This window comes from Spiribacter halobius (genome assembly GCF_020883455.1).
Lineage (GTDB): Bacteria > Pseudomonadota > Gammaproteobacteria > Nitrococcales > Nitrococcaceae > Sediminicurvatus > Sediminicurvatus halobius.
The window spans coordinates 2353622-2377578 of record NZ_CP086615.1 but is presented as its reverse complement, the minus strand read 5'-3'; the positions used below and the strand labels follow the sequence as shown (position 1 = coordinate 2377578).

Sequence of the window (23957 nt, the reverse complement as noted above, 5' to 3'; positions counted from 1 at the left end):
CGGGCACGCCGTTCGGCGTGCCCGGGTCCGCGGGAACGGGGTCGGATCAGTCGATCAGGCCGAAGTCGCGGGCAACCTCGGTGTACTCTTCCCGGCGCTCGGCGAGGAACTCGTCCACCTCGTCCACCGGCACGTCGATCATGAAGAAGCCCAGGTCCTGCATGCGCTGCTGGAATTCCTCGTTGTTGTTGATCTCATGGAAGATGTCCGAGAGGCGCTGCTGCACGTCCTCCGGTGTGCCCTCCGGCACGGCCATGCCGCGGTAGGCGCCGCCCACGAGGTCGTAGCCGAGCTCCTGGAAGGTGGGCACGTCCGGGAACAGCGGATGCCGCTCCTCCGAGGCCACGGCCAGCATGCGGGTATCGTCCATGTGGTTGGCGCCCACCGTGGTGTAGCCCCACTCGGCGCTCACCTCGCCGCCCTTGAGCGCGGTCACCGCGGCCCCCGTGCCCTTGTAGGGAATGTAGGTGGTGGTGATGTCGGCGAGCTGATCAAAGCGCGTCTGCGCCACGTGGTTGGCCGAGTAGGTGCCGCTGCCGGAGAAGGTCACCGCCCCGGGGGTCTCCTTGGCCGCCTCGACCAGGTCCTCCAGCGTCTCGTAGGGGCTGTCCTTGCTGACCACGATGGCGTCCGGCGAGTAGTGGAAGAAGTAGAAGTTGTTCAGGTCCTCGGTCTCGAACCCGACGTCCTTCGCCAGCGGCTGCAGGATGATGTGGGGCAGATTGGTGCCCATGATGGTGTGGCCGTCGGCGGTCATGTCGTTCAGCTGCGACCAGCCCACCGAGCCGCCCCCGCCCGGCTTGTACTGGATCACGAGCTCCTCGCCGGTGATCCCGGAGAAGTACTCCTGCTGCAGGCGCGCGGAGATGTCGGACTCGCCGCCCGGACCGAACGGGATGATGTACTGAACGCCCTTCTGCGGGAATTCCTGGGCGCCGGCGGAAACGGCGAAGGCCAGTGCGGCAGTGCCCAGCGCGGTACCGATTAGTCGTTGCATCGTGGTTCTCCTCCTCTACCTCGATAACCACCCCCACGATCGCAGGGGCAGCCCCTATAGCCCGACAGCGCACTGACCCGCGGCAAGCGGCCGCCCGGTGAGCCATCGGGGCTGGCGACGCCGTATCGGCGCCACCTCGCCGGTGACGAATCGCCACCGGACTTCTTCTTGCTCGCCTTCCGCCCGTCGGAGCGATGGCAGTGCGAAGCATCCGCCGCACCGCCCTCGATGGCAAGTCATGTATAAGACATAGTATACTTCACTTCGGCAGCTGCCAATTCCTGTCATCACTGAGGAGAGATCCCATGTCTCGAGCACCGGACTTCGTTGTGCACGATGAGGGCGACTCCGTCGGCGTGGTCGTCGTGGAGGGTATCCGGGCCGGCCAGAAGCTGAACGGCTGGATCATGGATCAGGACCGCACCATCGAATTCGAAGTCAAGGACGACATCCCCATCGGCCACAAGCTGGCGATCCGCGACCTCCCCGAGGGCGAGACCGTCATCAAGTACGGCGTCGACATCGGCCGGGTGGTTGCCCCCATCCGCACCGGCGAGCACGTCCACGTCCACAACGTGAAAACCAAGAGGTGGTAAGCATGGATCTCAGCAGTCAGACCTTCCTCGGCTACCGTCGGGAGAACGGCCGGGTCGGGGTGCGCAATCACGTGGTCGTCCTGCCGGTGGACGACATCTCCAACGCCGCCGCCGAGGCCGTCGCCAACAATATCAAGGGCACGCTGGCGCTGCCGCATCCCTACGGCCGCCTGCAGTTCGGGCCCGATCTCGACCTGCACTTCCGTACCCTGATCGGTGCCGGCAGCAATCCCAATGTCGCCGCGGTGGTGGTCATCGGTATCGAGCCGGGCTGGACCAGTCGCGTCGTGGAGGGGATCCGCGAGACCGGCAAGCCGGTGGAGGGCTTCTGGATCGAGCAGAACGGCGATCACAACACCATCGCCAATGCCTCGCGCCAGGCGAAGGAGTTCGTGCACTGGGCCACGGAGCTGCAGCGCGAGCCCTGCCCGCTCTCGGAGCTCTGGGTGTCCACCAAGTGCGGCGAGTCCGACACCACCTCCGGCTGCGGCTCCAATCCCACCGTCGGCGATGCCTTCGACAAGCTCTACGCCAACGGCAACACGCTCTGCTTCGGCGAGACCTCGGAGCTCACCGGGGGCGAGCATCTGGTGGCCGAGCGCTGCCGCACTCCGGAGATCCGCGAGCGCTTCCAGTTCATGTTCGACCGCTACTCGGCGATGATCGACCGCTGGAAGACCAACGACCTCTCCGAGTCCCAGCCCACCAAGGGCAACATCGAGGGTGGGCTGACCACCATCGAGGAGAAGGCCCTCGGCAACATCCAGAAGATCGGCAAGCAGTGCATGGTGGACGGCGTGCTTGACAAGGCGGAGCGCCCCACCGGTCCGGGCCTGTGGTTCATGGATTCATCCTCCGCCGCCGCGGAGATGGTGACTCTATGTGCTGCCTCCGGCTTCGTCGTGCACTTCTTCCCCACCGGGCAGGGCAACGTCATTGGCAACCCGATCCTGCCGGTGATCAAGCTCTCGGCGAACGCCCGCACCCTGCGCACCATGCGTGAGCACATCGACGTGGACGTCACGGGCGTGCTGCGCCGCGAGATGGACATGAGCCAGGCCGGCGATTCGCTGCTCGAGATGATGCTGCGTACCGCCAACGGCCGTTACACCGCGGCAGAGGCGCTTGGCCACCGCGAGTTCGTGCTCACCCGCCTCTACGAGAGCGCCTGACCCCGAGCCATCGGCCCCGGGCAGGCGCCCGGGGCCGGCTCCCGCGCTATCAGCGCGTGCAATATTTGTGACCCGCAGTCACAACACTTAAATCACTCATCTATATCTGTGTGTCTCCGTTCGCGTATAATGCACTGCAACAAACGCAGACGGAGGACGCACGCAATGCACCACGACGGAATTACCATCAGCACCGGCAACGCGAAGCAGGCCGGCGAGCTCGCGGCTCGTATCGAGGCCGTTGCCGGGCACGAAGGCGTGCACGTCCGGGCCGACGGCGACCGCCTCAGCATCGGCTTCACCAATCCGGGGCTGGCCGACTTCATTCACGTCGTCTGCCGGGGCATCGCCGCGATCACCCTGGGCCTCGGCCGACTCGCGCGGCGCGACGACGACGCCGCGCCGGGGCTGCCCAGCCGCTCCTAACCTCGATTCACGCAGTCGAGCGCGCAGTCGAGCGCGAGGCGCCGCTGTGAGAGGCTCCCGGTAGCCCGCATATCCAATCGATATGCGGGCTGCGATGCGACGGCCGGTGACGCAGCCGGCCGCCGTTACCTATAAGGCTACCGCGGCCTCGCTCGCCGCCCGCCGCCGCGACGCCCCTGCGGCGCCTTGACGATTGGCTCCGGACGCTCGTTCGGGTCCGGCTCGAACCCCGGCACCAGCTCCTGCTCGATGGGGTTGCCAAGCAGCCGCTCGATGCCCCGCAGCAGGCTGATCTCGTCCACGCAGACCAGCGACACCGCCTGGCCACCGCGCCCCGCACGCCCCGTGCGGCCGATCCGGTGCACATAGTCCTCCGGGACGTTCGGCAGCTCGAAGTTCACCACGTGGGGCAGCTCCTCGATATCCAGTCCGCGGGCGGCGATGTCCGTCGCCACCAGAACGCGCACGTCGCCCTGCTTGAAGCCCGCCAGCGCCCGCGTCCGGGCTCCCTGACTCTTGTTGCCGTGGATCGCCGCGGCCACCAGACCGTCGCCCTCCAGCTGCTTTGCGAGACGGTTGGCGCCGTGCTTGGTGCGTGTGAACACCAGCACCTGCTCCCAGTCGCCCTCGCGGATAAGGTTGCTCAGCAGGCCGCGCTTGCCGCCCCGGCTGACCGGGTGAACCTTCTGCGCCACCGTCTCGGCGGCGGTGTTTCGCGCCGCCACCTCGATCCGCACCGGATCGTGCAGCAGTCCATCCGCGAGGCGCCGGATCTCCGGCGAGAACGTGGCCGAGAACAGCAGCGTCTGCCGCCGTGGCGGCAGTGCCGCGAGCAGCTTGCGGATGTCGTGGATAAAGCCCATGTCGAGCATCCGATCCGCCTCGTCCAGGACCAGGATCTCGACGGCGGAAAGGTCCACGGTGCGCTGGCGGAGGTGGTCGAGCAGGCGCCCGGGCGTCGCCACCAGCACATCCACGCCGCGCCGCAGGGCGTCCACCTGCGGCTGCATGCCGACGCCGCCGAACACGGTCGCCGAGCGCAGCGGCAGATGCCGGCCATAGGTACGCACGCTCTCCTGCACCTGGGCGCAGAGCTCGCGGGTGGGCGTCACCACCAGCGCGCGCACCGAGCGCTGGCCGCCGGCGCGCGGGTTGTCCGTCAGCCGCTGCAGCAGCGGCAGGGTAAAGCCTGCGGTCTTGCCGGTTCCGGTCTGGGCGGCGCCCATGACATCGCCGCCGCTGAGGACAGCCGGAATGGCGCGGGACTGGATCGGGGTGGGCGTCGTGTAGCCCTGCTCGCGCACGGCGCGCAGCAGTTCGGCCGAGAGGCCGAGTTTATCGAAGGACATGCAGTGTAGCGCTCCTGGGTTGCCACCCGACGCGGCCAACGGCCGCCGGAACGGGCCCGGTCCAGGCAGAGAAAGATTGGGCTGGAGTCTGCGAGCGCAGCGCCCCGCGAATGCGGAGGCCGAGAACGGGCGATACCGACCGGTGGGCATCGCTGGCGGCATCATACGCGAAAGCGTGCCGCCGTCCAGTACGCAGTGCCACCTCCCGTCCTCCCACCCGGCGGCGACCGGCGGCACTCAACTGCGCCGGCCAGACGCCGATAGCGCTCCTGAGGGCAGAGAGCGCCGCATCCCAAGAAGGCGCCCAATACACGATGCATTCCCCGGGGGGTAGAACTATGTCGACGTGGTGGCGGGATCTCTCGTTTCGTTGGAAGCTCGGTCTGCCGCTGGCCGTGCTGACGCTTCTGCTGATCGGCGTGGTAGCGCTCGCGATGTCCCTGCTGGTCGGGCTGACGCGCGACGCTCAGACCTTTGCCAATCAGCATCTGCCGGGCGGCATGCTGGTGCTCGAGGCCGACCGCGACCTGCACCAGTCCCTGATCGCCCAGCTCCAGGCGGTGCGCTCGTTCAACGACGAGGAGCGTGAAACCTTCTACGCCACCTACGAGGAGAACCTCGGCCAGGCCCGCGAGCGCGTCGCCCAGGCTGCGGAGGCCCTGGACCGACCCGCCACGAACGAGCTTGCGGAGCGCTTCGCCACGGAAATCGCCGAGTGGGAGCAGATCAGTGCCGAGGTGCGCGAGCTCACTGAGAGCGGCAGCAGCGAGCTGGCTTACGCCCTCGCCACCGATCAGGGCATCGCGGCCTTCGATACCGCCCGCGCCCGCATCGACACGATGACCCAGCAGGTCAACGCGTGGTCGGCCGATCTCGACGCCGCCATGGAGAGCCGCGTGGCGGGCAACCAGCGGGCGCTCGGCGGTGTGCTGGTGCTCGGCCTGCTGGTCTCCGGCCTCGCCATGTGGCGCGTGCCCGGCATCGTGCTGCGCCCGCTGAAGGCCATGTCCCAGCGTGTCAAGGATCTGAACAGCGGCGATGGCGACCTGACCCTGCGACTCGACAACCCGGCCCGGGACGAGATCGGCCGGCTTGCCGACTACTTCGACGAGTTCCTGGCCAAGCTGCAGGACCTCATCGGCCAGGCAACGCGCACCACCGAACAGGTGTCGTCGGCGGCGGAGGAGCTATCCGCCACCAGCGACGAGGCCCGCAGCAACGTCGAGGCCCAGCACAGCGCCACCGACCAGGTGAGCACCGCCACCAACGAGATGACGGCCACGATCCAGGAGGTCGCGCGCAACGTCGGCGAGACGGCGGACGCCGCCAGGGGTGCCAGCGGCGAGGCCGGGGAGATGTCCGCGGTCATGGGCCGCACGGTGGCCACCGTGGAGCAGCTCGCCGAGCAGCTTACCCGCACCAACGAAGGCATCGGCCGGCTCACCGGTGACGCCGAGCAGATCGGCACCGTCCTGGACGTGATCAACAGCGTCGCCGAGCAGACCAACCTGCTGGCGCTGAACGCCGCCATCGAGGCTGCCCGCGCCGGCGAGCACGGCCGCGGCTTCGCGGTGGTCGCGGACGAGGTACGCACGCTGGCGACGCGCACCCAGGAATCCACGGACGAGATCCGCGACATCATCCAGCGGGTTCAGAACGGGGCACGGGAGGCGGACGGGCTCATGACCACCGGCCGCGAGCAGAGCGACGAGGCCGTGGGCATGGCCCGCAGCTGCAGCGAGCGCCTGGAGGCCATGACCGCCCGCATCCACACCATCAACGACATGAGCACCCAGATCGCCTCCGCGGCGGAGGAGCAGTCCACCGCCATCGAGGAGATCAACCGCAACGTCAACGAGATCGGTGACATCTCCGGGCGCACCGCCACCGGCGCGAGCCAGGTGGCCTCGGCGAGTCAGGAGCTGGCCCGTCTCTCGAGCGAGCTGCAGAGCCTCATGGGGCGGTTCCGGACCGCCTGAGGCCCACCCCAGAGCGGCATCCGCCAGCGGCGGATGCCGCTCGCTACGTCCGCGAGCCCCGCGATGAGTTAAGGATCGGGTGCCGTGGGCCCCTCTCCAGGGCACCACCACCGGGATCAGCCGATACCCAGCGCCCGGGCGTGGTAGCGGAGGTGGTGGTCGATGAAGGTGGCGATGAAATAGTAGCTGTGGTCGTAGCCCGGGCGCTCCCGCAGGTCCAGGGTCACACCGGCCTCGCGGCAGGCCTCGGCAAGCCTCTCCGGCTGCAGCTGCTCGCCCAGGAAGCCGTCGGCTTCCCCCTGCTCCACCCGCAGCGGCAGCGCCGAGCCACGTTCGCGAATCAGCGCACAGGCATCCCACTCCCGCCAGTCCGCCGGATCATCCCCGAGATAATGGCTGAAGGCCTTCTGCCCCCAGGGGACCTCCGTGGGATTGACCACCGGGGAGAACGCCGACACCGAAAGATACCGCCGCGGCTCGCGCAGGGCGCAGATCAGCGCACCGTGGCCGCCCATGGAGTGACCGCTGATGGCGCGCGCCGGCCCTATCGGCAGACGCGACTCCACCACTGCCGGCAGCTCCTCCACCACGTAGTCGTACATCCGGTAGTGGGCGCTCCACGGGGCCTGGGTCGCATTGACGTAAAAGCCCGCGCCGGAGCCGAGGTCGTAGCTCTCGTGCTCCCCGGGCAGGTCCGTGCCGCGGGGGCTGGTGTCGGGGCAGACGATGGCCATGCCCAGCTCGGCGGCCACACGCTGGGCGCCCGCCTTGTGCATGAAGTTCTCGTCGGTGCAGGTCAGCCCCGAGAGCCAGTAGAGCACGGGCACCGGCCTGCGCTCAGCCTGCGGCGGCAGATAGATGCCGGAGGTCATCTCGCAGTCCAGCACCTCGGAGCGATGCCGGTAGCGAGCCACGCGGCCCTCGAAGCAACGGCTCTCGGCCACCGGTTCCAGCGTCATCGTGCCTCCCATCAGTCGTCGAACCGGATCACGCTGCGAATGCTGCGCCCCTCGTGCATGAGCTCGAAGGCGTGGTTGATGGCCTCGAGCCCCATGGTGTGGGTGACGAAGTCGTCGATGTTGATACGACCCTCCAGGTAGCCGTCCACATAGCCCGGCAGCTCACTGCGGCCCTTGACGCCGCCGAAGGCGGAGCCGCGCCAGACCCGGCCGGTCACCAGCTGGAACGGGCGGGTGCTGATCTCCTCGCCGGCGCCGGCGACGCCGATGATGGTCGATTCGCCCCAGCCCTTGTGACAGCACTCCAGCGCCGCCCGCATGGTGGCGACGTTGCCGATGGCCTCGAAGGAGTAGTCCACGCCGCCGTCGGTCATCCCGACGATCACCTCCTGGATCGGCGCCGAGTGCTCCTTCGGGTTCACGCAGTCGGTGGCGCCGAGCTGGCGCGCGAAGATGAACTTGTCCGGATTGATGTCGATGGCGATGATGCGTTCCGCCCTGGCCAGTACCGCACCCTGAATCGCCGAGAGCCCGACGCCGCCGAGGCCGAAGATGGCCACCGTCGACCCGGGCCGGACCTTCGCGGTGTTGAGCACCGCGCCGATGCCGGTGGTGATCCCGCAGCCGAGCAGGCAGACGCGGTCCAGGGGCGCCTCCTTGCGCACCTTCACCACCGAGATCTCCGGCAGCACGGTGTACTCGGAAAAAGTCGAGGTGCCCATGAAGTGATGCAGCGTCCGGCCGCGGGCGCTGAAGCGGCTGGTTCCGTCCGGCATCACGCCCTTGCCCTGGGTAGTGCGGATGGCCCCGCAGAGGTTGGTGCGGCCCGAGCGGCAGAACTTGCACTCGCCGCATTCCGGGACGTACAGCGGGATGACGTGATCGCCCACGGTGAGTGAGCGCACTCCGGGGCCGACCTCCTCGACCACGGCACCGCCTTCGTGCCCCAGGATGGCCGGGAAATTCCCCTCCGGATCGGCCCCGGAGAGGGTGAAGGCGTCCGTGTGGCAGACTCCGGTGGCGACGTTGCGCACGAGAACCTCGCCCTCCCGCGGCCCGCCCACCTCGACTTCCTCGATCTCCAGGGGCTGTCCCGGCTCCCAGGCGACGGCGGCACGTGACTTCATGATGGCTCCCCTCCCGATGTGCGTTGTACGGCGCAGCCGACGGTGGCCGTCCTCACCCGCGGGCACGGCACGCGCGGTGCCCGCGCCGGGACGCTCCCCCGTATAGTGGCGCGTGTGGGTAGACCTCGGCCATCCCCGCCGACAGTCTCCCGGAAGCGGGGGGTGGCGGCCGCCCGCTGGACGCCATCCGGCGCCGCTTCAGCGCGCAGCGCCCTCGCCCGCACCGCGGGCCCGGGAGTCCTCCGTTGACGCCACCAGGGTGCGCGCCGCCAGGGAGCGCAACTGCTGCCAGAGGGACTCGTCCACCGCGAGACCCTGGTCCCAGGCCCGACGCGACCGCGCCGCCAATTCCTCGGGGCCGGTGCTGTCCAGCAGCTCCAGGGCCATGCCCTGCGCGGCCGCCGGTAGCAGGGCGAAGTCCCGCGCGGCGAGGATCGTGAGGCTGTCGGTTTCCGAACCAGGGGTCTGGCCGCCGTCGGCGCGATAGCGGTAGAGCCGCGGCAGGCTCTCCCCCGCCAGCGCGGCCACTACCTGCTGCACAGGCGCACCGCCCTCGGGCTCACACCAGAAAGCCAGCAGATGTGTGCCCCGGCGGGCGCAGCGCGCCAGATAACCGAGGATGAAGGCGGGATCGCGACATCCGAGCAAGCGCACGGCGCCGACACCGGCAGTGCGCGCCCGGGTGCAGGCCAGATCGGCGGCAAGGCTGCCGCCGTGGAGGATCGAGTGGCCGCCGAGGCATTGTTGGAGACGGTGGTCTCGCCCGTGCCGGAAGCGGATGCGCCGGGCCCTCAGCCGGCGAGTCGCGTGCGCAGCCCGGCGAAGCGGCGGCGGTAGGCCGCCGGGGTGAGCCCGACGCGGCGCCGGAACAGGCGGCCGAAGAAGGATGCCTCCTCGTAGCCCACCTGGTTGGCGATGGCCTCCACCGGATCTGCCGTGGTCTCCAGCAGGTATTTCGCCTCCTCCACCCGCAGGTTGTGCACGTACTCAATGGGCGCCATCCCCGTAGCGCGCGCGAACCGGCGCTTGAAGGAGCGCTCGGCGAGCCCGCTCCGGGCCACCACCGCGCGCACCGGGTTGGCCGCGTCGTAGTGGCAGGCAAGCCAGGCCTGGGCGTCGGCGATCACGGCATCCTCGCGCTGCGGGCGCGTCGCCAGTGCCGCGAAGTGGAGCTGGCCGCGATCGTGCCAGTCCACCAGATGCAGGCGGGCCAGGCGCATGGCCTCGTCCGGTCCGAGCAGTCGCGCCACCAGCAGCAGCACTAGGTCGATCCAGGAGGTGCCGCCACCGGCCATCACGATTCGACCCCCTTCACCGGTACTCAGCAGCGCGCACTCGGGGCGCACCCTCACCCCGGGGTGGCGCCGGGCCAGGGCCTCACAGTAGGCCCAGTGGGTGGTCGCCTCGCGGCCGTCCAGCAGCCCTGCCTCGGCCAGCAGGAGACCGCCCGTGCAGGCTGCACCGATGAGCGCCCCGGCCTCGTAGCAGTCCCGCAGCCAGTCGATCTCACGGGCATAGCGGCCGGCCAGCGGCTGCTCCGGGGCCACCAGCAGCTCCAGCACGCAGACCACGGCGGGACGGGGGCAGTCGGCGATGCGGGCGTGGGGCGCCACCTGTACGCCATTGCTCACCCGAAAAGGCGAACCGTCGGCGCTGACGATGCGTGGCCGCAGCAGTGAGCGCCCCGGAGCGCCGGTGGTCAGCAGCGGCCAGTCGCGTCCCGGCGAGCAGAGCATGTCGTAGGCGCCGTGGAGGGTGGACGCCGTGGCCTCGGACACCGCCAGCAGTGCGACTTCGGGGGGAGCGCTCTCGATCATGACCGATTCCGACGGATTGCGTCCGGAAGGGGTTTATAGCGCCTGCGGCCGCCGACGCAAGCTCACGGCTGTGCAACCCGACAACCGCGAGGAACCCACCGTGACCGACACCACCGTTTCCGAGCCCGCCATCGCACCCGCGACGAACCGGGCGGCCGTTGAAGCCTTCGAGGCCCGGCTCGTCAATGCCCTCAACGAGGCCGGCATGCTCAGCCTGCTCTCCCTCGGGCACCGCACCGGGCTGCTGCGGGCAATGGCCAACGCCGAGCCGCGAACCAGCGAGGCCATCGCCGAGGCGGCCGGTCTTGCGGAGCGCTATGTCCGCGAATGCCTGAACGGGCTCGTCGCCGCCGGCGTGGTGGAGACCGACCCCGCAACGGGGCACTACTGGCTGCCCACCGCCCACGCGGCGCGCGTCACCGACGCCGAGGGCGCCAACCTCGCCGTCTACGCCCAGTTCCTGCCCATGCTCGGCGCCATCGAGGACGACATCGTCGCCGCCTTCCGCACCGGCGAGGGCGTGCCCTACGAGCGCTACGCCCGCTTCCACGAAGTCATGGCAGAGGACAGCGCCCAGACGGTGCTGCCGGCCCTGATCGAGCATATCCTGCCGCTGGCCCCGGGACTGACGGAACGGCTCGAGGCGGGCATCCGCGTGCTCGATGCCGGATGCGGTCGCGGGCTGGCGCTGCAGCTGATGGCGCGGCGTTTCCCCCGCAGCGAATTTCTGGGCTACGACCTTTCGGCGGAGGCCATCGAGTATGCCCGCAAGTCCGCCCAGGCGGAGGGCCTGACGAACATCCGCTTCGAGGTGCGCGACCTGAGTGACTTCGACCGCACGGCGGAGCCCGGGCGCTACGAGCTTGTCACCACCTTCGACGCGATCCATGACCAGGCGCGACCTGCCGCCCTGCTGGCGGGCATCCGCCGCAGCCTCGCCCCGGACGGGGTGTACATCGCCCAGGACATCCGCAGCACGAGCCACGCCCATCGCGACCGCGACAACCCCATGGGCGCGTTCCTCTACGCCGTGTCCTGCCACCACTGCATGCCGGTGTCACTGGCCCAGGGCGGCGAGGGGCTTGGCACCATGTGGGGGCGGGAGCGGGCCCTGGCCTACCTGCGCGGGGCCGGCTTCAGCGACGTCCAGGTCCACGAGCTGCCCCACGACATCCAGAACGACTACTTCGTCTGCCGGCCGTGAGTCAGCGGGATGCCCCACACGCCTCAAGCTGGCTTGGGCGCGTGGGGCGCCGTCGAGACCGGTCAGATCAGTACTCCTGATGGCAGCGGGACATAGAGCACCTGGCGGAAGATCCAGTAGAACGCGAGCACGATGATCAGCGTCACCGCCAGCGCGCGCAGGCCTTGCAACCATGACGGGCCAGGCGCCGTCGCCGAGGGCGCCTCGGTCTCCGACCGGGCCACTGCGCGGCCGATGAACCACCACAGAAAGAGAAACACCACGACGCTGGTGACGACGAACCCCAGGAATCGGATGCCGATGGCCCAGGCGATCAGCCCCGCCACGATGACCAGCTTGCGGAAATTGTCGCCTTCCGCGAGCAGATCCCGCCGTTCCGGGCGCAGTAACGCCTTCAGGAGCAGCCCCAGCGAGGCGATCAGGATGAACACCAGTACCGCGTTGGGCCAGGTCGCGGTCAGCGCTGTCCAGTCGCCGCGGGCGAACCAGAACAGCGCCCAGACACCCACCCCGAGCAGCCCGGCGATAATGTCGGTGTTGACGGTACGCGCGGACATGGCTCATTCCCCTCCGGCGACTGGCACCGGACGCCCGCGTCGCGCCTGCAGATAGGGCCACACCAGCGTCGCCAGCACCAGGACGATGAGGACCCACGACAGTAGGCTGTCGAACAGGGCCAGCACGGCGAAGTCGTACCGCGCGCCGCCCATCAGCATGGCCTGGCTGAATCCGTTCTCCGCGATCGGGCCGAGGATCAGGCCGAGCGCAATGGGCGCCGGCTGAATGCCGATCTCCCGGACCGCATAGGCGAATATCCCCAGCCCCAGCATGATGAACACGTCGACGATGCTGTTGCGCATCGAATAGGCCCCGAGGATGGTCATGAATCCGATAACCGGCACCAGATAGGCCAGCGGCATGGAAGCCACCGCGCGGAAAATGATGCGCCCGCCCATGAGACCGACGGGCAGCAGCGCCAGAGCGGCCACACCCAGGGACAGGATGAAGCCATAGGCAAGATCACCGCTCTCGGCGAACAGCGCGGTTCCGGGACGAATGCCGTGGAGCATCAGCGCGCCGAGCATGACGGCCGCCGGCGGCGAGCCGGGCACGCCCAGCGTCAGCAAGGGCACCACGCTGCCGGCCACCGCGGCGTTGTTGCTCGATTCCGAGGCCACCACGCCGGCGACGTTACCCTTCCCGAACGAGTCCGGATCGCGCGCGGCCCGTTTGGCCTCGCTGTAGGCAACCAGGCCAGCCACGTTGTTGCCGGCCCCCGGAATGATGCCGATGACCACCCCGATCAGGGAGGAACGGATGACGTTAAGCGGCCGGCCGCAGGTTTCGCGCACGACGTTGGCGAGTCGTTCCCGACCCCGCGTGTAGTCGAAGCTGACGGACTTCTTCGCCGTCGCCGTGAGCCGGATGAGCTCGGGGATGGCGAACAGTCCGATGAGCGCCACCAGCAGATTGACGCCACCCTGCAGGGACGAGAGGCCGAACAGGAATCGCGACTCGCCGCCGATCGGCGAGACGCCGATGGTGCCGAGCAGTATCCCGATGGCCCCGCCCAGCAGCCCTTTCATCAGGGAGCCAGTGGACAGCCCCGCGATCAGACTGAGCCCGAGGACCGCTATCCAGAAATACTCCGCGGGGCCGAACCGGATGGCCAGCGCAGTGAGGGGCGGCGCGAGCATGATCACGACCACGACGCTGATCACCCCCCCGATCACGGACGCCAGCGTGGTGACCAGAATGGCCAGCTCGGCCCGGCCCTGCTGCGCCATCGGGAAGCCGTCCAGCGTGGTCGCGATGGCCCCGGGCGTGCCCGGCGTGTTGATCAGAATGGCCGTGTAGGCGCCTCCATACATGGACGCCACATAAACCGCCCCGAGCAGGACAAGGCCGTTCAGCGGGTCCATCGTGAAGGTAAAAGGCACCAGAAGGGCGAGCGACATGGTTGCGGTGAGCCCCGGCACCGAGCCGACGAACAAGCCGACCGCAGTACCCGCCACGATGAGCGCCAATGCCTCGATGCGGAAGATCGCGGCAGAGCCGGCTACGAGATCCTCAATCACGGTGCGGTACTCCTGGCGTGCTGCACGGTGAGGCCGTGCCCGGCGTCACTCGCCGGGCCGTTGCGGGCGGCGCTCCGCGGCACCGCCCGCAACATCCGGTCGCTTCCGACTGTTATCGGTCCCGATCCGTCAATCGAGCATCCCGATATCGTCCAGGAGCTGCCGGTACTCCGGCTGCAGGCGCTCGACCAGCTCCGCGCTCTCTTCCGGGCCGAGATACTCGACGAAATGGCCCATCTCCTCCATGCGCGGGGCGAGCTCCCCGGTGATCTCGTCGAGATGCTCGGCGAGCAGCTGCTTGGCCTCGTCCGGGAAGCCAGCCGGTGCCAGAACGCCCCGATGGATGGCTTCCTGGATGTCGTAGCCGAGCTCACGGAAGGTCGGCACATCCTGCATGAACGGCAGGCGGTCCTCGGAGGCCACCGCGAGCGCCCGGAACTTGTCGCTGTTCTGATGCGCGACGGTCGAGTTCGTCATGAGGGCGCCCACATGCCCCCCCTCCAGGGCGGGAATCGTCGGGCCGGTGCCCGGGAACGGGATCCAGGTCAGCTCGATGTCGGCCGCCTGCATCAGCCGCACCGCCCCGAGGTGATTGCCACTGGCCGTACCCGTGCCACCCACCGTGATCGAGCCCGGATTCTCCGAGGCGTCCGCGATGAAGTCCTCGAGGTTCTCGTATGGGCTGTCGTCACGGACGACAAGCACCTGAGGATTGGACTGGTAGGTGTAGATGAGCTCGAGGTCGTCTGTCTCGTAGCCCGGGTCCCGTGCCAGCGGCTGGGCGATGATGTGGGGGATACTGAAGCACGCAATCGTGTAGCCATCCGGCGCCTGGTCCGCAACATGGGCCCAGCCCACGGCGCCGCCGCCGCCCTCGTGGTACTCAATGGGCACGTCCACCCCGAGGCGCTCTTCCAGCTTGGGCTGGATCATCCGCATGGCGATATCGCATTCGCCCCCCGGACTGAACGGATTGACGTAGGTAACCGGCCGTTCGGGGTACTGGGCCGTCGCCGCCCCACTCGCCAGCGCCAGCCCAAGGGCGGCACCGATACCTATGGCAACACTGCTGGAACATGCATTCCGGAACATGACTCTCCTCCTTCTTCTATGATGCAGCGGCCGTCGCAGCCGGCGTGAAGCGCCGGTGCCGCCGCTGATGCCAGAGCCCCGGCTGGCCTGTGCCGTCACCGGACCTCTCTGCCCTTTATCGCCGCCTCGCGGGGCGGTGTCTGGTCGCGCCGGGTCAGCCCGCCAGTGCCTTGACCCGCTCTGCCAGCCGGTCCGCCGCTCCGATTCGACGCTGCCGCAGAGCCTGCTTCTGCTCCGCCAGCTCGCGGACTGCCGCGCGCGCCGACGAGAGCCCTTCCCGCATCGGCTCCGGCGCCGGCCCGCCGCGGACGGTGTGCGCCTGCACGAACGCCTCCGGATCGAGCGCGCCGCGGACCGCCGCCTCGTCAATGGCGATGGGCGCGCCGGTGACGTCCCGGGACGCCTGCTGCACCAGCTCGAGGTCCACCTGGTCGGCGGTCAGCCCCTGTTTCAAAGCCAGCAACACCAGATGGCCGACGATGCGGTGGGCGGTGCGGTAGGAATGCTCGGTGGCGCGGTGGATCACCGAGGCCAGCTCGGTGGCCGTGGCGAAGTGCTTCGCCGCCTCGCGGCGCATGGCCTGGGCATCGAACTCCGCGGTGGTGAGCACGCCGGCCAGCAGCCGAACGGACTGGATGCTCTCGTCCAGCTGCTGGAAGCTCACCGGCGGCAGCCCCTCCTCCACGTCCTTGATGTCCTGGAAGTTGGTGTTATGCAGCGTGGTGAACAGGCCAGTCATCTGGCCGACGGCATGGGCCGCCTGCGAGCGGATGTACTCGAACGGATAGGGGTTCTTTTTCTGCGGCATCAGGCTGCTGGAACCGGAGTAGTCGTCCCCGATCACCAGATAGGCAAATTCCTGGGTGTGCCAAGTGTAGAGATCCTGGCACAGCCGGCTGACGCCGATCATGAGATTCGCCACCGCGGCGGCGGTCTCCAGCGCGTAGTCACCGGTGCCCACGCAGTCGTTGGTGTTCTCGACGATGCCCTCGAAGCCGAGCAGCTCCGCAACCCGTTCGCGGTCGATGGGATAGGAGGAGCCGGCAAGCGCCCCGCAACCGAGAGTGCAGTGGTTCACCGTGTGATAGGCGGCGAGCAGGCGCGTGCCGTCGCGCTGCAGCTGGTTGACGACGCCGAGCAGATAGTGACCCACCGTCGCCACCTGCCCGTGCTGCATGTGCGTGCCCATGGGCATGACCGTATCCCGCTCGCGCTCGGCGAGCTCGAGGAGACGGCTCTGCAGCTCGACCACATGCTCCAGCAGTCGGTCCAGGCGATCGCGGATGGCCATCCGCGCCAGCGGCTCCGGCCGTGTGCGACCGATATTGATCTCCCCGGAAACGGCCTCACCCACCTGTTCGGTGAGGTAGTGCTCCATGGTGGAGTAGAAGTACTCGTAGGCGGGATTGAATTCCCCCATGCCGGCCCGGCCCTCGCGCTCGAGGGCGACCACCGCGCGCAGCAGGCTTCCCGCGGTGGCTTCGGGTATGGTGCCCGTCTCGGCGAGCATCACCGTCCACGCCTTGTTCGCCTCGAGCAGCCCCTCGAAGTAGTGCTCGAGCATGAAGTCGTAGCTCGGCTTCAGGATGGTCTCGGTGTAGATCGGCCCGGGGGGCGCTTCCAGCCGTTCTCGCGAGATCCTGCCGTCGTTGTCGGCCATGCGACTCCTCCTCCTCCGGCACTTGGGTTGCTTCCACCCCGCAAAGCTAGCTGAGGGTTCGCGGCCTGGGAAACAAAAACTGATCAAGGATTTCTACAGGTTTCCTGCAGAAGCGCCGCGAGCCCGGTTTGAGCGGCTGACCTATATTGCTGTCCCGCATATGGAGCGCATCGCGCCAGCACATCCGCAGCATTAGCATTGCTTGTGTTTAGCTCAAGAACAATTCGTTTCACCCGACCCTGCGGGTGGGCTTAGCCTCGAGCGGTGAACAACGCAGGGCCAGCAGGCGAGGAGCCATGAGCGGAACATTGCAGGTGGCTGTCTGGCGCGGCGGCGACGATGGCGCCTTCCAGACCTTTCAGGTGCCCCGCCGCGCCAATCAGACGGTGCTGGACGTGGTCAGCCATATTCAGCGCGAGCTCGATCCGACCCTGGCCTATCGCTATGCCTGCCGCGTCGGCATGTGTGGTTCCTGTGCCATGACGGTCAACGGTCGGGCTCGCTGGACCTGTCGAACCCACGTCGACAAGGTGATCGACGGTGACCGCCTGGAGGTGGCACCGCTGGAGAATCTGCCCGTCGTCAAGGACCTCGCCTGCGACATGACGGTGTTCTTCGAGAAGATGGTGCAGGCGCGTGGCTACTTCCGCGGTAACCGCGACCGCCACGACGACTTCGCCCGCGTCGCCCCCGGCTCCGCGCCACGAATCGAGGCTGACGAAGCCATCGAGTGCATCGGCTGCGGCGTCTGTTACGCCTCCTGCGACGTGGTGCGATGGAATCCCGACTATCTCGGCCCCGCTGCGCTCAACCGCGCCTGGACACTGGTGCAGGACGCGCGCGACGAGCTCGGCGCAGAGCGGCTGGCCGCCGTGGCGGGCGACGCCGGCTGCCACGCTTGCCACACCCAGATGAGCTGCACCGAGCGCTGCCCGAAACACCTCAGCCCCACGCGTTCCATCGCCGGGCTGAAGCGCGCTACCGCCCGCGCTGCACTCAAGGGGGAGCTGTGAGCGCCCGCACCGAGGCCCGGCTCTGGCTCGCCCAGCGGGTCTCCGCAGCGCTGCTCGCCGTGCTGGTGCTGGTCCACCTGGCGACCATCGTCCATGCGGTGCAGGGCGGGCTCAGTGCGGCCGAAATCCTCGGGCGCACCCGCGGCAGCGAGCTCTGGCTGCTGTTCTACGGCGCCTTCGTGGTGTCCGCGGCGATCCACGCCCCGATTGGGATGCGCAACGTGCTCGCAGAGCATCTCGGCTGGCGCGGCCCGTCGCTGGATATCGCCCTGCTCGCCCTCGCCGGCGTCCTGCTGGCGCTCGGTGGCCGGGCGGTGTGGGGGGTCTACGCATGAGCGCTGGCCGTGCCGCACGCGTCGCCGCCCGCAGCCATCCGGCGTACATCGCCTTTGTGCTGCACCGTGTCTCCGGCGTGGCGCTGACGCTGTTCCTGCCGCTGCATTTCTGGGCCCTGTCCCAGGCGCTGAACGGTGCCGAGGCCCTGGACGGTTTCCTGGCCTGGGCCGACCGGCCCCTGCTCAAGTTTGCCGAGACCGGGCTGGTGCTGATGCTCTCGCTGCACCTTGCAGGCGGGCTGCGGCTGCTCGCGCTGGAACTGCTGGCCTGGCGCGAATGGCAGAAGAGCCTGGCCGCTGTTGGCGCCGGTGCCAGTCTGGCCGTCACCCTTGTCTTTGCCCTGAGGCTCGTCTAGCCATGCCTGCTTCCCCGCGCCGCGTCTCCACCGATGTCCTCATCCTCGGCAGCGGCGGGGCCGGCCTGTTCGCTGCCCTGCACGCGCACCAGGCCGATCCCTCCCTGCACATCACCGTGGCGGTGAAGGGGCTGCTCGGCAAATGCGGCTGCACGCGCATGGTGCAGGGTGGCTACAACGTCGCCCTGGCTCCCGGCGATTCGGTGGAGCGTCACTTCATGGACACCATCAATGGCGGCAAGTGGCTGCCGGACCAGGATCTGGCCTGGACTCTGGTGGCCACGGCCCGGGAGCGGGTGCGCGAGCTGGAGAACGAGATCGGCTGCTTCTTCGACCGTAACGAGGACGGCAGCGTCCACCAGAAGGCATTTGCCGGCCAGACCTTCGATCGGACGGTGCACAAGGGCGATCTCACCGGCATCGAGATCATCGGCCGCCTCGCGGAGCAGGTCTGGGCCGCCGGCATCGAGCGGCTCGAGGAGCATCGCGCGCTGGCGCTGATCCCGGCGGCGGACGGCGAGAGCCTGGCCGGGGTGCTCATGGCCGACGTGCGCAGCGGCGAGCTGGTCTTCGTCCAGGCCCGTGCGACGCTGCTCGCCACCGGTGGCGGACCCACCATGTACCGCTACCACACGCCCTCCGGCGACAAGAGCTGCGACGGGCTCGCCATGGCGCTGCGCGCCGGTCTGCCCTTGCGGGACATGGAAATGGTGCAGTTCCATCCCACCGGCCTGCTCGCCGGCCCCGAGACCCGCATGACCGGCACCGTCCTCGAGGAAGGGCTGCGCGGCGCCGGCGGCCAGCTCCTCAACGGCGAGGGCGAACGCTTCATGTTCCGGCACGACGAGCGTGGCGAGCGCGCCACCCGGGACATCGTCTCCCGGGGCATCTTCCACGAGATCCGCGAGGGCCGGGGTACGCCGGGCGGCGGCGTGTACATCAGCATGTCGCACCTCGGCCCGGAGAACGTGCGCCGGCAGTTCAAGGGCATGGTCGAGCGCTGCGCCGATTGCGGTTTCGACCTCGCCGGGGGGCGCGTGGAGGTGGTGCCCACCGCGCACTATCTGATGGGCGGCGTGGTGTTCCGACCCGACTGCCGCACGGAGATGCCGGGCCTGTTTGCTGCTGGCGAGGATACCGGCGGGGTGCACGGGGCGAACCGCCTCGGCGGCAACGGGGTTGCCAACTCGACGGTGTTCGGTGGCATTGCCGGCGACAGCATGGCCGCTGCCCTGGTCGAGGGCGACGGCCACCACGCTCCGGACGAAGCCGCGCTGGCTCGGGCGGTGCAGGACTGCCGGCTCCCCCTGGAGCAGCCCCCCGGTGACCTCTTCGGCCTGCAGGAGCGCCTGCGCGACGTCATGTGGCAGGATGCCGGCATCCTGCGCACGGAAGAGCGCCTGCGCCGCGCCCTGGACAGCCTGGCCACCCTGGACGCTGAGCTTGCCACCACTGGCATCGCCGGCGGCGAAGACCTCGCCTTCAACCTCACCTGGCACGACTGGCTGAACCTGCGCAACCAGATCCTGGTCAGCCGCGCGATCGTCACGGCGGCGCTGGCGCGGGAAAACTCCCGGGGCGCGCACTATCGGGAGGACTTCCCGGACACCGGTAGCCTAGAGGGCTCGGAGTTCACGCTGGTGCGCCTGACCGAGGGCGAGCGCCTGGAGGTCACGCGGGAGCCGGTCCGCTTCACGCGGGTCGCCCCCGGAGGAAGCCTGCTGGAGTCCGAACCGATCACCGGTTGACGCCGGGCCAAACCGGGGCTCAGTAGAGGGCGCGCCGGATAAGGTTCAGGCCGAGCACGATCAGAACCACCAGCAGCACCTTGCGGAAGAGGTCCGGATCAATCCGCCGGCGCAGCCGCTCGCCGGTCAGCAGCCCTGCCAGCACCGGCACCAGCGCCAGCGCCGAGGCACCGAACTCTGCCGGCCCCATCAGTCCGACGCCGATATAGGACAGCACCAGCGGGATCGAGCCTGCGAGCGCGATCAGCCCGTAGCTGCCGACGAAGTCGTTCTTCTGCAGTCCCAGGGAGACCAGATACATGATCAGCGGCGGCCCATTCACGGTGGAGACGCCGTTGAGCACACCCGCCACGGCACCGACGCCGGGTCCGGCGAACGGCTCGTAGCGGGGGGCGAGGCGCCACTGCGGCTGCGCCAGGTTGAGCATGGAGAAGCCGATCACCAGTGCGCCGAGGAACCCCAGGAGCAGCGCCGTATGCATGGAGGCGAGCAGCTGCGCCCCCAGCCAGGTGCAGAGCACGAACGGCAGAATCAGCGGCCAGAACCGGCGTGCGGCCCCCAGCACGATGCCCGAGCGCAGGCTTTGCCAGACGTTGCTCACCACCACCGGCACCGTCACCAGCACCACGGCGAGCTTCGGGTCGAGGAAGCTCCCGAGCAGTGAGACCACCACGAGCGGCAGCCCTACGCCCACCGTCCCCTTGACCGCACCACCCAGAAACAGCGCGATGGCCACCAGGGCCGTGAGCTCCGGTGCAAAAGGCAGCCAGTCCATAACCCTCCCCCGGCGAGCGAATGCACCACGGCAAGGACGCCGCAGAGCCCCTCAAGGTACGGCAACCGGGTGCCCGGGAGGTCGACAATTACTGAACTGGATCTTAAGAAACCGCTGAACAAACCCCGCTGCGGGGAAGGCGCCGCCCACTCAGGGCTCGGCCACCGCCTGAAGTTCCCTTAGCAGGGCCGCCGTCAGCCCCATCTTCAGGTGCTCCTGTCGCTCCAGCAGCCCAACACCCCGGGACTGAGGCGGATCGCCAAAGGGGAGCGTCCGCAGACCACCGGCGTCCTCCGGTGTCACCGCCGGCACCGGCACGATGGATACCCCCAGGCCGTGCCGCACCATCTGTCGTATTGCCTCCAGGGAATCCAGCTCCATCGCCTCGTTGACGTGAACCCCGAGGTCCAGGAGCTTGCGCTGGATACTGTGCCCGACCCAGGCATTGCGACTGAAACGGATGAAAGGCAGCTCGGTGAGCAGCGCCCGGTAATCGTCACCACTGCAGTCCGCCGGCGCGATCACCATCAGCGGCTCCTCGGCCACAGGGTGCCAGAGCATGCCGGTGGGCACGGGCTTGGGCTCGCTGACCACCGCCGCGTCCAGGTCGCCACGGTCGAGGCGGGCGAGCAGCTCAGCCGAAAGGCCGCTGGAGACGCGTACCTGGAGCGTGGGTTGGCTGGCCCGCAGGCGGACGAGCGCGCGAGGCACCATGCCGGTCAGGGTGGTCGGTACGGCGCCGATCTCCAGCAGCCCCGTCAGCTCGGACTCGCCGCCGGCCTCGTCATGCAGGCGCTCGTAGAGATAGACCAGCTGGCGGGCACGCTGTATGAGCGCCCGGCCCCGCGGATTCAGCTCCGGCGGTCGCCGGTGCCGGTCGAAGAGCTCGACCCCGAGCTGCTCCTCCAGTGCCTTCATCTGCTGGCTGACCGCGGACTGGGTCAGGCATACCGCATCGGCGGCCGCCGCGAAGGAACCGTGCTCGGAGACGGCGATCAGCGTCTTCAGATGACGAATGGACACGTTGAATGGCAAGCGTCACTCCCGGGCGCGGGCGTCCGTGACCACGGCCGGGCACTCGGGATAGCGCGCGCAACGCCAGACCCGCCGCCCGGCGTGGGCGCCGGTGGTCACCGCCCGCGCCGTCATCCCGCTGCCGCAGCGCGGGCAGCTCGGGCCGTCCGCCGGGGCCGCTCCGGCGGTGCCGGTTTCCGTGTCCTCCACCGGCTCCGTGGCCTCGCCGATCCACGGCTCGCGGCTCGCATCGACGCCGGGCACCTCGGCCGCCGCCACACGCTCGCGGATCAGATTGCGCAGGCGGCTCACCGCATAGGCGGGTCGCTCGGGCACCCGCAGCAGCGGCAGGCCGATCTCCCGGCAGAGCTCGCCAATGAAGACGCTCTGGCCACCGTCGCGGTCGCGGGCGTCCATCTGGATGGCGCAGAGCGGGGCCAGCGTGTCCGGGTCGCAGAGCAGGAAGTCGAAGCGCTGCCGCACGAGCCTGTCCTCCTCGGCTTTACGCCGCTCGGCGTTCCCCTCTCCCAGCACCTGGACCACCTCGGCCGCCGGGACCCGCACGAATACCCGATACTCGCGGCCGATTGCCCGGTCCAGGGCGTCCAGGAACGCCCGCCCAGGCTCGTTGAGGATCGACTTGCGACGCGCCCGGCGCGGGCGCACACCGGTCGGCTGCCGACGCCGCCACCGCCGCCAGATCAGCAGCGCCAGCAGCAGCCCGACCAGTCCACCCAGCACCGGCAGCAGCTCGATGGCGAGGATCTCCAGCAGTCGCGCCACCCCAGCCTCCCTTTACTGGAACCGCACCCAGCATCGCACAGCCGAGGGCAATGCCAACCCTTTACAGCCCAGCGTTCCCGACCCCATCTCATCCAGCAAAGCTGGAACCGAACTCCGCCCCGGCCAGGACGCGAACCGCGCCGGCCGGGCAGATGGCCACGGAGAAAAACCCATGGAGAACGAACGCAACATTTTCGTCATCGGCCTGGACGATTTCCACCGCCGCCTGCTGCAGACCGTCCGCGGCGCCGAGCACTACCGCTTCCACGGCCTGATCCCCTACGACCGCATCGTCAACCCGGAAAGCTATCCACTGGAGGATCTGCTGCACGACGCGCAGCGCGAGCTGGACCGCTTTCCCGGTACCGTGGACGCGATCATCGGCCACTGGGACTTCCCCACCACCAGCCTGCTGCCCCTGTTGCAGGCTCACGCGGGTCTGCCGGGCCCGAGCCTGGAGGCGGTACTGCGCTGCGAGAACAAGTACTGGACGCGCGCGGAGCAGGCGGAGGCGACCCCGGACGCGACGCCGCCCTTCGCCCTCGTGGACCCACAGGACGATGCCGTGCTGGACGACCCGCCCCTGCCCTATCCCTTCTGGCTGAAGCCCGTCGTGGCCTTCTCCAGCACGCTGGGCTTCCGTATCGACGACCGCGGCGATCTGCGTCATGCGCTGGCGCGCATCCGCCCGGCCATCGGCCGCTTCGCCGAGCCCTTCGACGCACTGCTGCAGCGGGCACGGCTGGGCGCCCGCCGCGCCTCCCTCGCCGGCGGCTACTGCATCGCCGAGGGCATCATCGGCGGGCGCGGCTGCACGCTGGAAGGCTACGTCCTGGACGGCGAGCCCCACATCTATGCCGTGATCGACTCGCTGCGAGGGCCCAACGGCGTCAGCTTCGTCGGGTACCACTATCCTTCGGAGCTGCCGGAGCGGGTCTCCGAGCGCATGAAGGAGACGACGCGGCGCATCATCCGTCACATCGGGCTCGAGCATTCGCCGTTCAACATCGAGTTCTTCTGGGACGAGGCGAACGACGACATCAAGCTGCTGGAGATCAACCCGCGCATCTCCAAGTCCCATTCGCCGCTGTTCGAGCTGGTGGACGGGGCCTCGCATCATGAGGTGGCCATTGACGTCGCCCTCGGCCGAAGGCCCGAGTTCCCCCGCAGCGAAGGCGAGTACCGCTATGCCGCGAAGTTCATGCCCCGGGTGTACGGTGACGCGGAGGTCACCCGCGTGCCCAAGGAGGACGACGTAGCGCGGCTGCGCCGCCGCTTCCCGGACGCGCAGCTGGCGATCCACGTGCGCGAGGGCCAGCGGCTCTCGGAGCTGCCGGACCAGGACAGCTACAGCTTCGAGATCGGCGAGATCTTCCTCGGCGGCGACAGCCGGGACGAGCTCACCGAGCGCTTTCACGAGGCCATGCGGCTGCTGGACTTCCGCTTCTCGAGCCGCGTCGAGACCAACTACGACTGA

23 protein-coding genes are annotated in these 23957 nt (G+C 68.9%); 10 read left to right on the top strand and 13 right to left on the bottom strand.

Translation table 11 applies throughout. The features are described 5' to 3' along the window. Positions 1-46: 46 nt before the first annotated feature. On the bottom strand, positions 47-997 hold the full coding sequence (locus tag LMH63_RS10830; RefSeq protein ID WP_109675518.1) for a tripartite tricarboxylate transporter substrate binding protein: 951 nt from the start codon (positions 995-997) through the stop codon (positions 47-49). A gap of 305 nt (positions 998-1302) precedes the next feature. Between LMH63_RS10830 and LMH63_RS10825 the strand changes: the two genes are divergently transcribed. The 3 genes from LMH63_RS10825 to LMH63_RS10815 all read left to right on the top strand — a co-directional run bounded on the left by LMH63_RS10825 (position 1303) and on the right by LMH63_RS10815 (position 3191). Further along, on the top strand, positions 1303-1593 hold the full coding sequence (locus LMH63_RS10825) for a UxaA family hydrolase (protein ID WP_109675516.1): 291 nt from the start codon (positions 1303-1305) through the stop codon (positions 1591-1593). 2 nt (positions 1594-1595) lie between these two features. Then, positions 1596-2765: a UxaA family hydrolase gene (locus LMH63_RS10820; protein WP_109675514.1), complete on the top strand. Its 1170-nt coding sequence runs from the start codon at positions 1596-1598 to the stop codon at positions 2763-2765. 165 nt (positions 2766-2930) lie between these two features. Next, positions 2931-3191, top strand: coding sequence for a hypothetical protein (locus LMH63_RS10815; protein ID WP_109675512.1), 261 nt, complete (start codon positions 2931-2933; stop codon positions 3189-3191). A gap of 137 nt (positions 3192-3328) precedes the next feature. Here LMH63_RS10815 and LMH63_RS10810 read toward each other — a convergent pair whose 3' ends face one another. Then, a complete protein-coding gene (locus LMH63_RS10810) occupies positions 3329-4540 on the bottom strand; it encodes a DEAD/DEAH box helicase (RefSeq protein WP_109675509.1) in 1212 nt (403 codons plus the stop codon). Positions 4541-4878: 338 nt separating this feature from the next. Here LMH63_RS10810 and LMH63_RS10805 point away from each other — a divergent pair, with 338 nt between their 5' ends. Beyond that, positions 4879-6519 (top strand): methyl-accepting chemotaxis protein, encoded by a 1641-nt coding sequence (locus tag LMH63_RS10805; RefSeq protein WP_158280268.1) that lies wholly within the window; start codon positions 4879-4881, stop codon positions 6517-6519. A gap of 116 nt (positions 6520-6635) precedes the next feature. Here LMH63_RS10805 and fghA read toward each other — a convergent pair whose 3' ends face one another. From fghA to LMH63_RS10785, 4 genes are all read right to left on the bottom strand, one after another. After that, entirely contained in the window at positions 6636-7478 is an 843-nt protein-coding gene (fghA, locus tag LMH63_RS10800) for an S-formylglutathione hydrolase (protein WP_369406038.1), read from the bottom strand. 11 nt (positions 7479-7489) lie between these two features. Beyond that, the gene (locus tag LMH63_RS10795; RefSeq protein WP_229332561.1) at positions 7490-8605 is read right to left on the bottom strand and encodes an S-(hydroxymethyl)glutathione dehydrogenase/class III alcohol dehydrogenase; all 1116 of its coding nucleotides are present in this window, start codon (positions 8603-8605) and stop codon (positions 7490-7492) included. 198 nt (positions 8606-8803) lie between these two features. Next, positions 8804-9259 carry a hypothetical protein gene (locus LMH63_RS10790; protein WP_146205156.1) on the bottom strand — a complete coding sequence of 152 codons (456 nt, stop codon included), beginning with the start codon at positions 9257-9259 and terminating at the stop codon, positions 8804-8806. 137 nt (positions 9260-9396) lie between these two features. Beyond that, a complete protein-coding gene (locus LMH63_RS10785) occupies positions 9397-10422 on the bottom strand; it encodes a GlxA family transcriptional regulator (RefSeq protein WP_109675501.1) in 1026 nt (341 codons plus the stop codon). Between the two features lie 205 nt (positions 10423-10627). Between LMH63_RS10785 and LMH63_RS10780 the strand changes: the two genes are divergently transcribed. Beyond that, a complete protein-coding gene (locus tag LMH63_RS10780) occupies positions 10628-11626 on the top strand; it encodes a methyltransferase domain-containing protein (protein ID WP_199225567.1) in 999 nt (332 codons plus the stop codon). A 62-nt stretch (positions 11627-11688) separates the two neighbouring features. Here the strand turns inward: LMH63_RS10780 and LMH63_RS10775 are convergent, their stop codons facing one another. The 4 genes from LMH63_RS10775 to argH form a co-directional block, all read right to left on the bottom strand. Beyond that, the gene (locus tag LMH63_RS10775; protein ID WP_109675497.1) at positions 11689-12183 is read right to left on the bottom strand and encodes a tripartite tricarboxylate transporter TctB family protein; all 495 of its coding nucleotides are present in this window, start codon (positions 12181-12183) and stop codon (positions 11689-11691) included. Positions 12184-12186: 3 nt separating this feature from the next. Next, entirely contained in the window at positions 12187-13704 is a 1518-nt protein-coding gene (locus tag LMH63_RS10770) for a tripartite tricarboxylate transporter permease (protein WP_109675495.1), read from the bottom strand. A 129-nt stretch (positions 13705-13833) separates the two neighbouring features. Beyond that, positions 13834-14796 (bottom strand): Bug family tripartite tricarboxylate transporter substrate binding protein, encoded by a 963-nt coding sequence (locus LMH63_RS10765; RefSeq protein WP_109675493.1) that lies wholly within the window; start codon positions 14794-14796, stop codon positions 13834-13836. Between the two features lie 154 nt (positions 14797-14950). Beyond that, positions 14951-16456 (bottom strand): argininosuccinate lyase, encoded by a 1506-nt coding sequence (argH, locus tag LMH63_RS10760; protein ID WP_109675491.1) that lies wholly within the window; start codon positions 16454-16456, stop codon positions 14951-14953. A 296-nt stretch (positions 16457-16752) separates the two neighbouring features. On the opposite strand from argH, the gene LMH63_RS10755 reads away from it, so the two are divergent. The 4 genes from LMH63_RS10755 to LMH63_RS10740 are packed head-to-tail and all read left to right on the top strand — an operon-like array spanning position 16753 to position 19908. Continuing rightward, positions 16753-17469, top strand: a complete 717-nt coding sequence (locus LMH63_RS10755; protein WP_109675489.1) for a succinate dehydrogenase/fumarate reductase iron-sulfur subunit — start codon at positions 16753-16755, stop codon at positions 17467-17469. After that, a complete protein-coding gene (locus LMH63_RS10750; RefSeq protein WP_229332560.1) occupies positions 17466-17804 on the top strand; it encodes a succinate dehydrogenase in 339 nt (112 codons plus the stop codon). Before LMH63_RS10755 ends, LMH63_RS10750 begins: the two co-directional genes overlap by 4 nt. Further along, positions 17801-18160 (top strand): succinate dehydrogenase, cytochrome b556 subunit, encoded by a 360-nt coding sequence (gene sdhC, locus LMH63_RS10745; RefSeq protein ID WP_109675487.1) that lies wholly within the window; start codon positions 17801-17803, stop codon positions 18158-18160. Before LMH63_RS10750 ends, sdhC begins: the two co-directional genes overlap by 4 nt. A gap of 2 nt (positions 18161-18162) precedes the next feature. Continuing rightward, the gene (locus tag LMH63_RS10740) at positions 18163-19908 is read left to right on the top strand and encodes an L-aspartate oxidase (protein ID WP_109675485.1); all 1746 of its coding nucleotides are present in this window, start codon (positions 18163-18165) and stop codon (positions 19906-19908) included. A gap of 19 nt (positions 19909-19927) precedes the next feature. On the opposite strand, the gene LMH63_RS10735 is transcribed toward LMH63_RS10740, so the two are convergent. The 3 genes from LMH63_RS10735 to LMH63_RS10725 all read right to left on the bottom strand — a co-directional run bounded on the left by LMH63_RS10735 (position 19928) and on the right by LMH63_RS10725 (position 22480). Beyond that, complete coding sequence (locus LMH63_RS10735) at positions 19928-20683, bottom strand: TSUP family transporter (protein ID WP_109675483.1); 756 nt, start codon at positions 20681-20683, stop codon at positions 19928-19930. 150 nt (positions 20684-20833) lie between these two features. Next, complete coding sequence (locus tag LMH63_RS10730) at positions 20834-21718, bottom strand: LysR family transcriptional regulator (RefSeq protein WP_109675481.1); 885 nt, start codon at positions 21716-21718, stop codon at positions 20834-20836. 3 nt (positions 21719-21721) lie between these two features. Continuing rightward, positions 21722-22480: a DUF2726 domain-containing protein gene (locus tag LMH63_RS10725; RefSeq protein WP_109675479.1), complete on the bottom strand. Its 759-nt coding sequence runs from the start codon at positions 22478-22480 to the stop codon at positions 21722-21724. A gap of 172 nt (positions 22481-22652) precedes the next feature. Between LMH63_RS10725 and LMH63_RS10720 the strand changes: the two genes are divergently transcribed. Beyond that, positions 22653-23957 carry an ATP-grasp domain-containing protein gene (locus tag LMH63_RS10720; RefSeq protein WP_109675477.1) on the top strand — a complete coding sequence of 435 codons (1305 nt, stop codon included), beginning with the start codon at positions 22653-22655 and terminating at the stop codon, positions 23955-23957.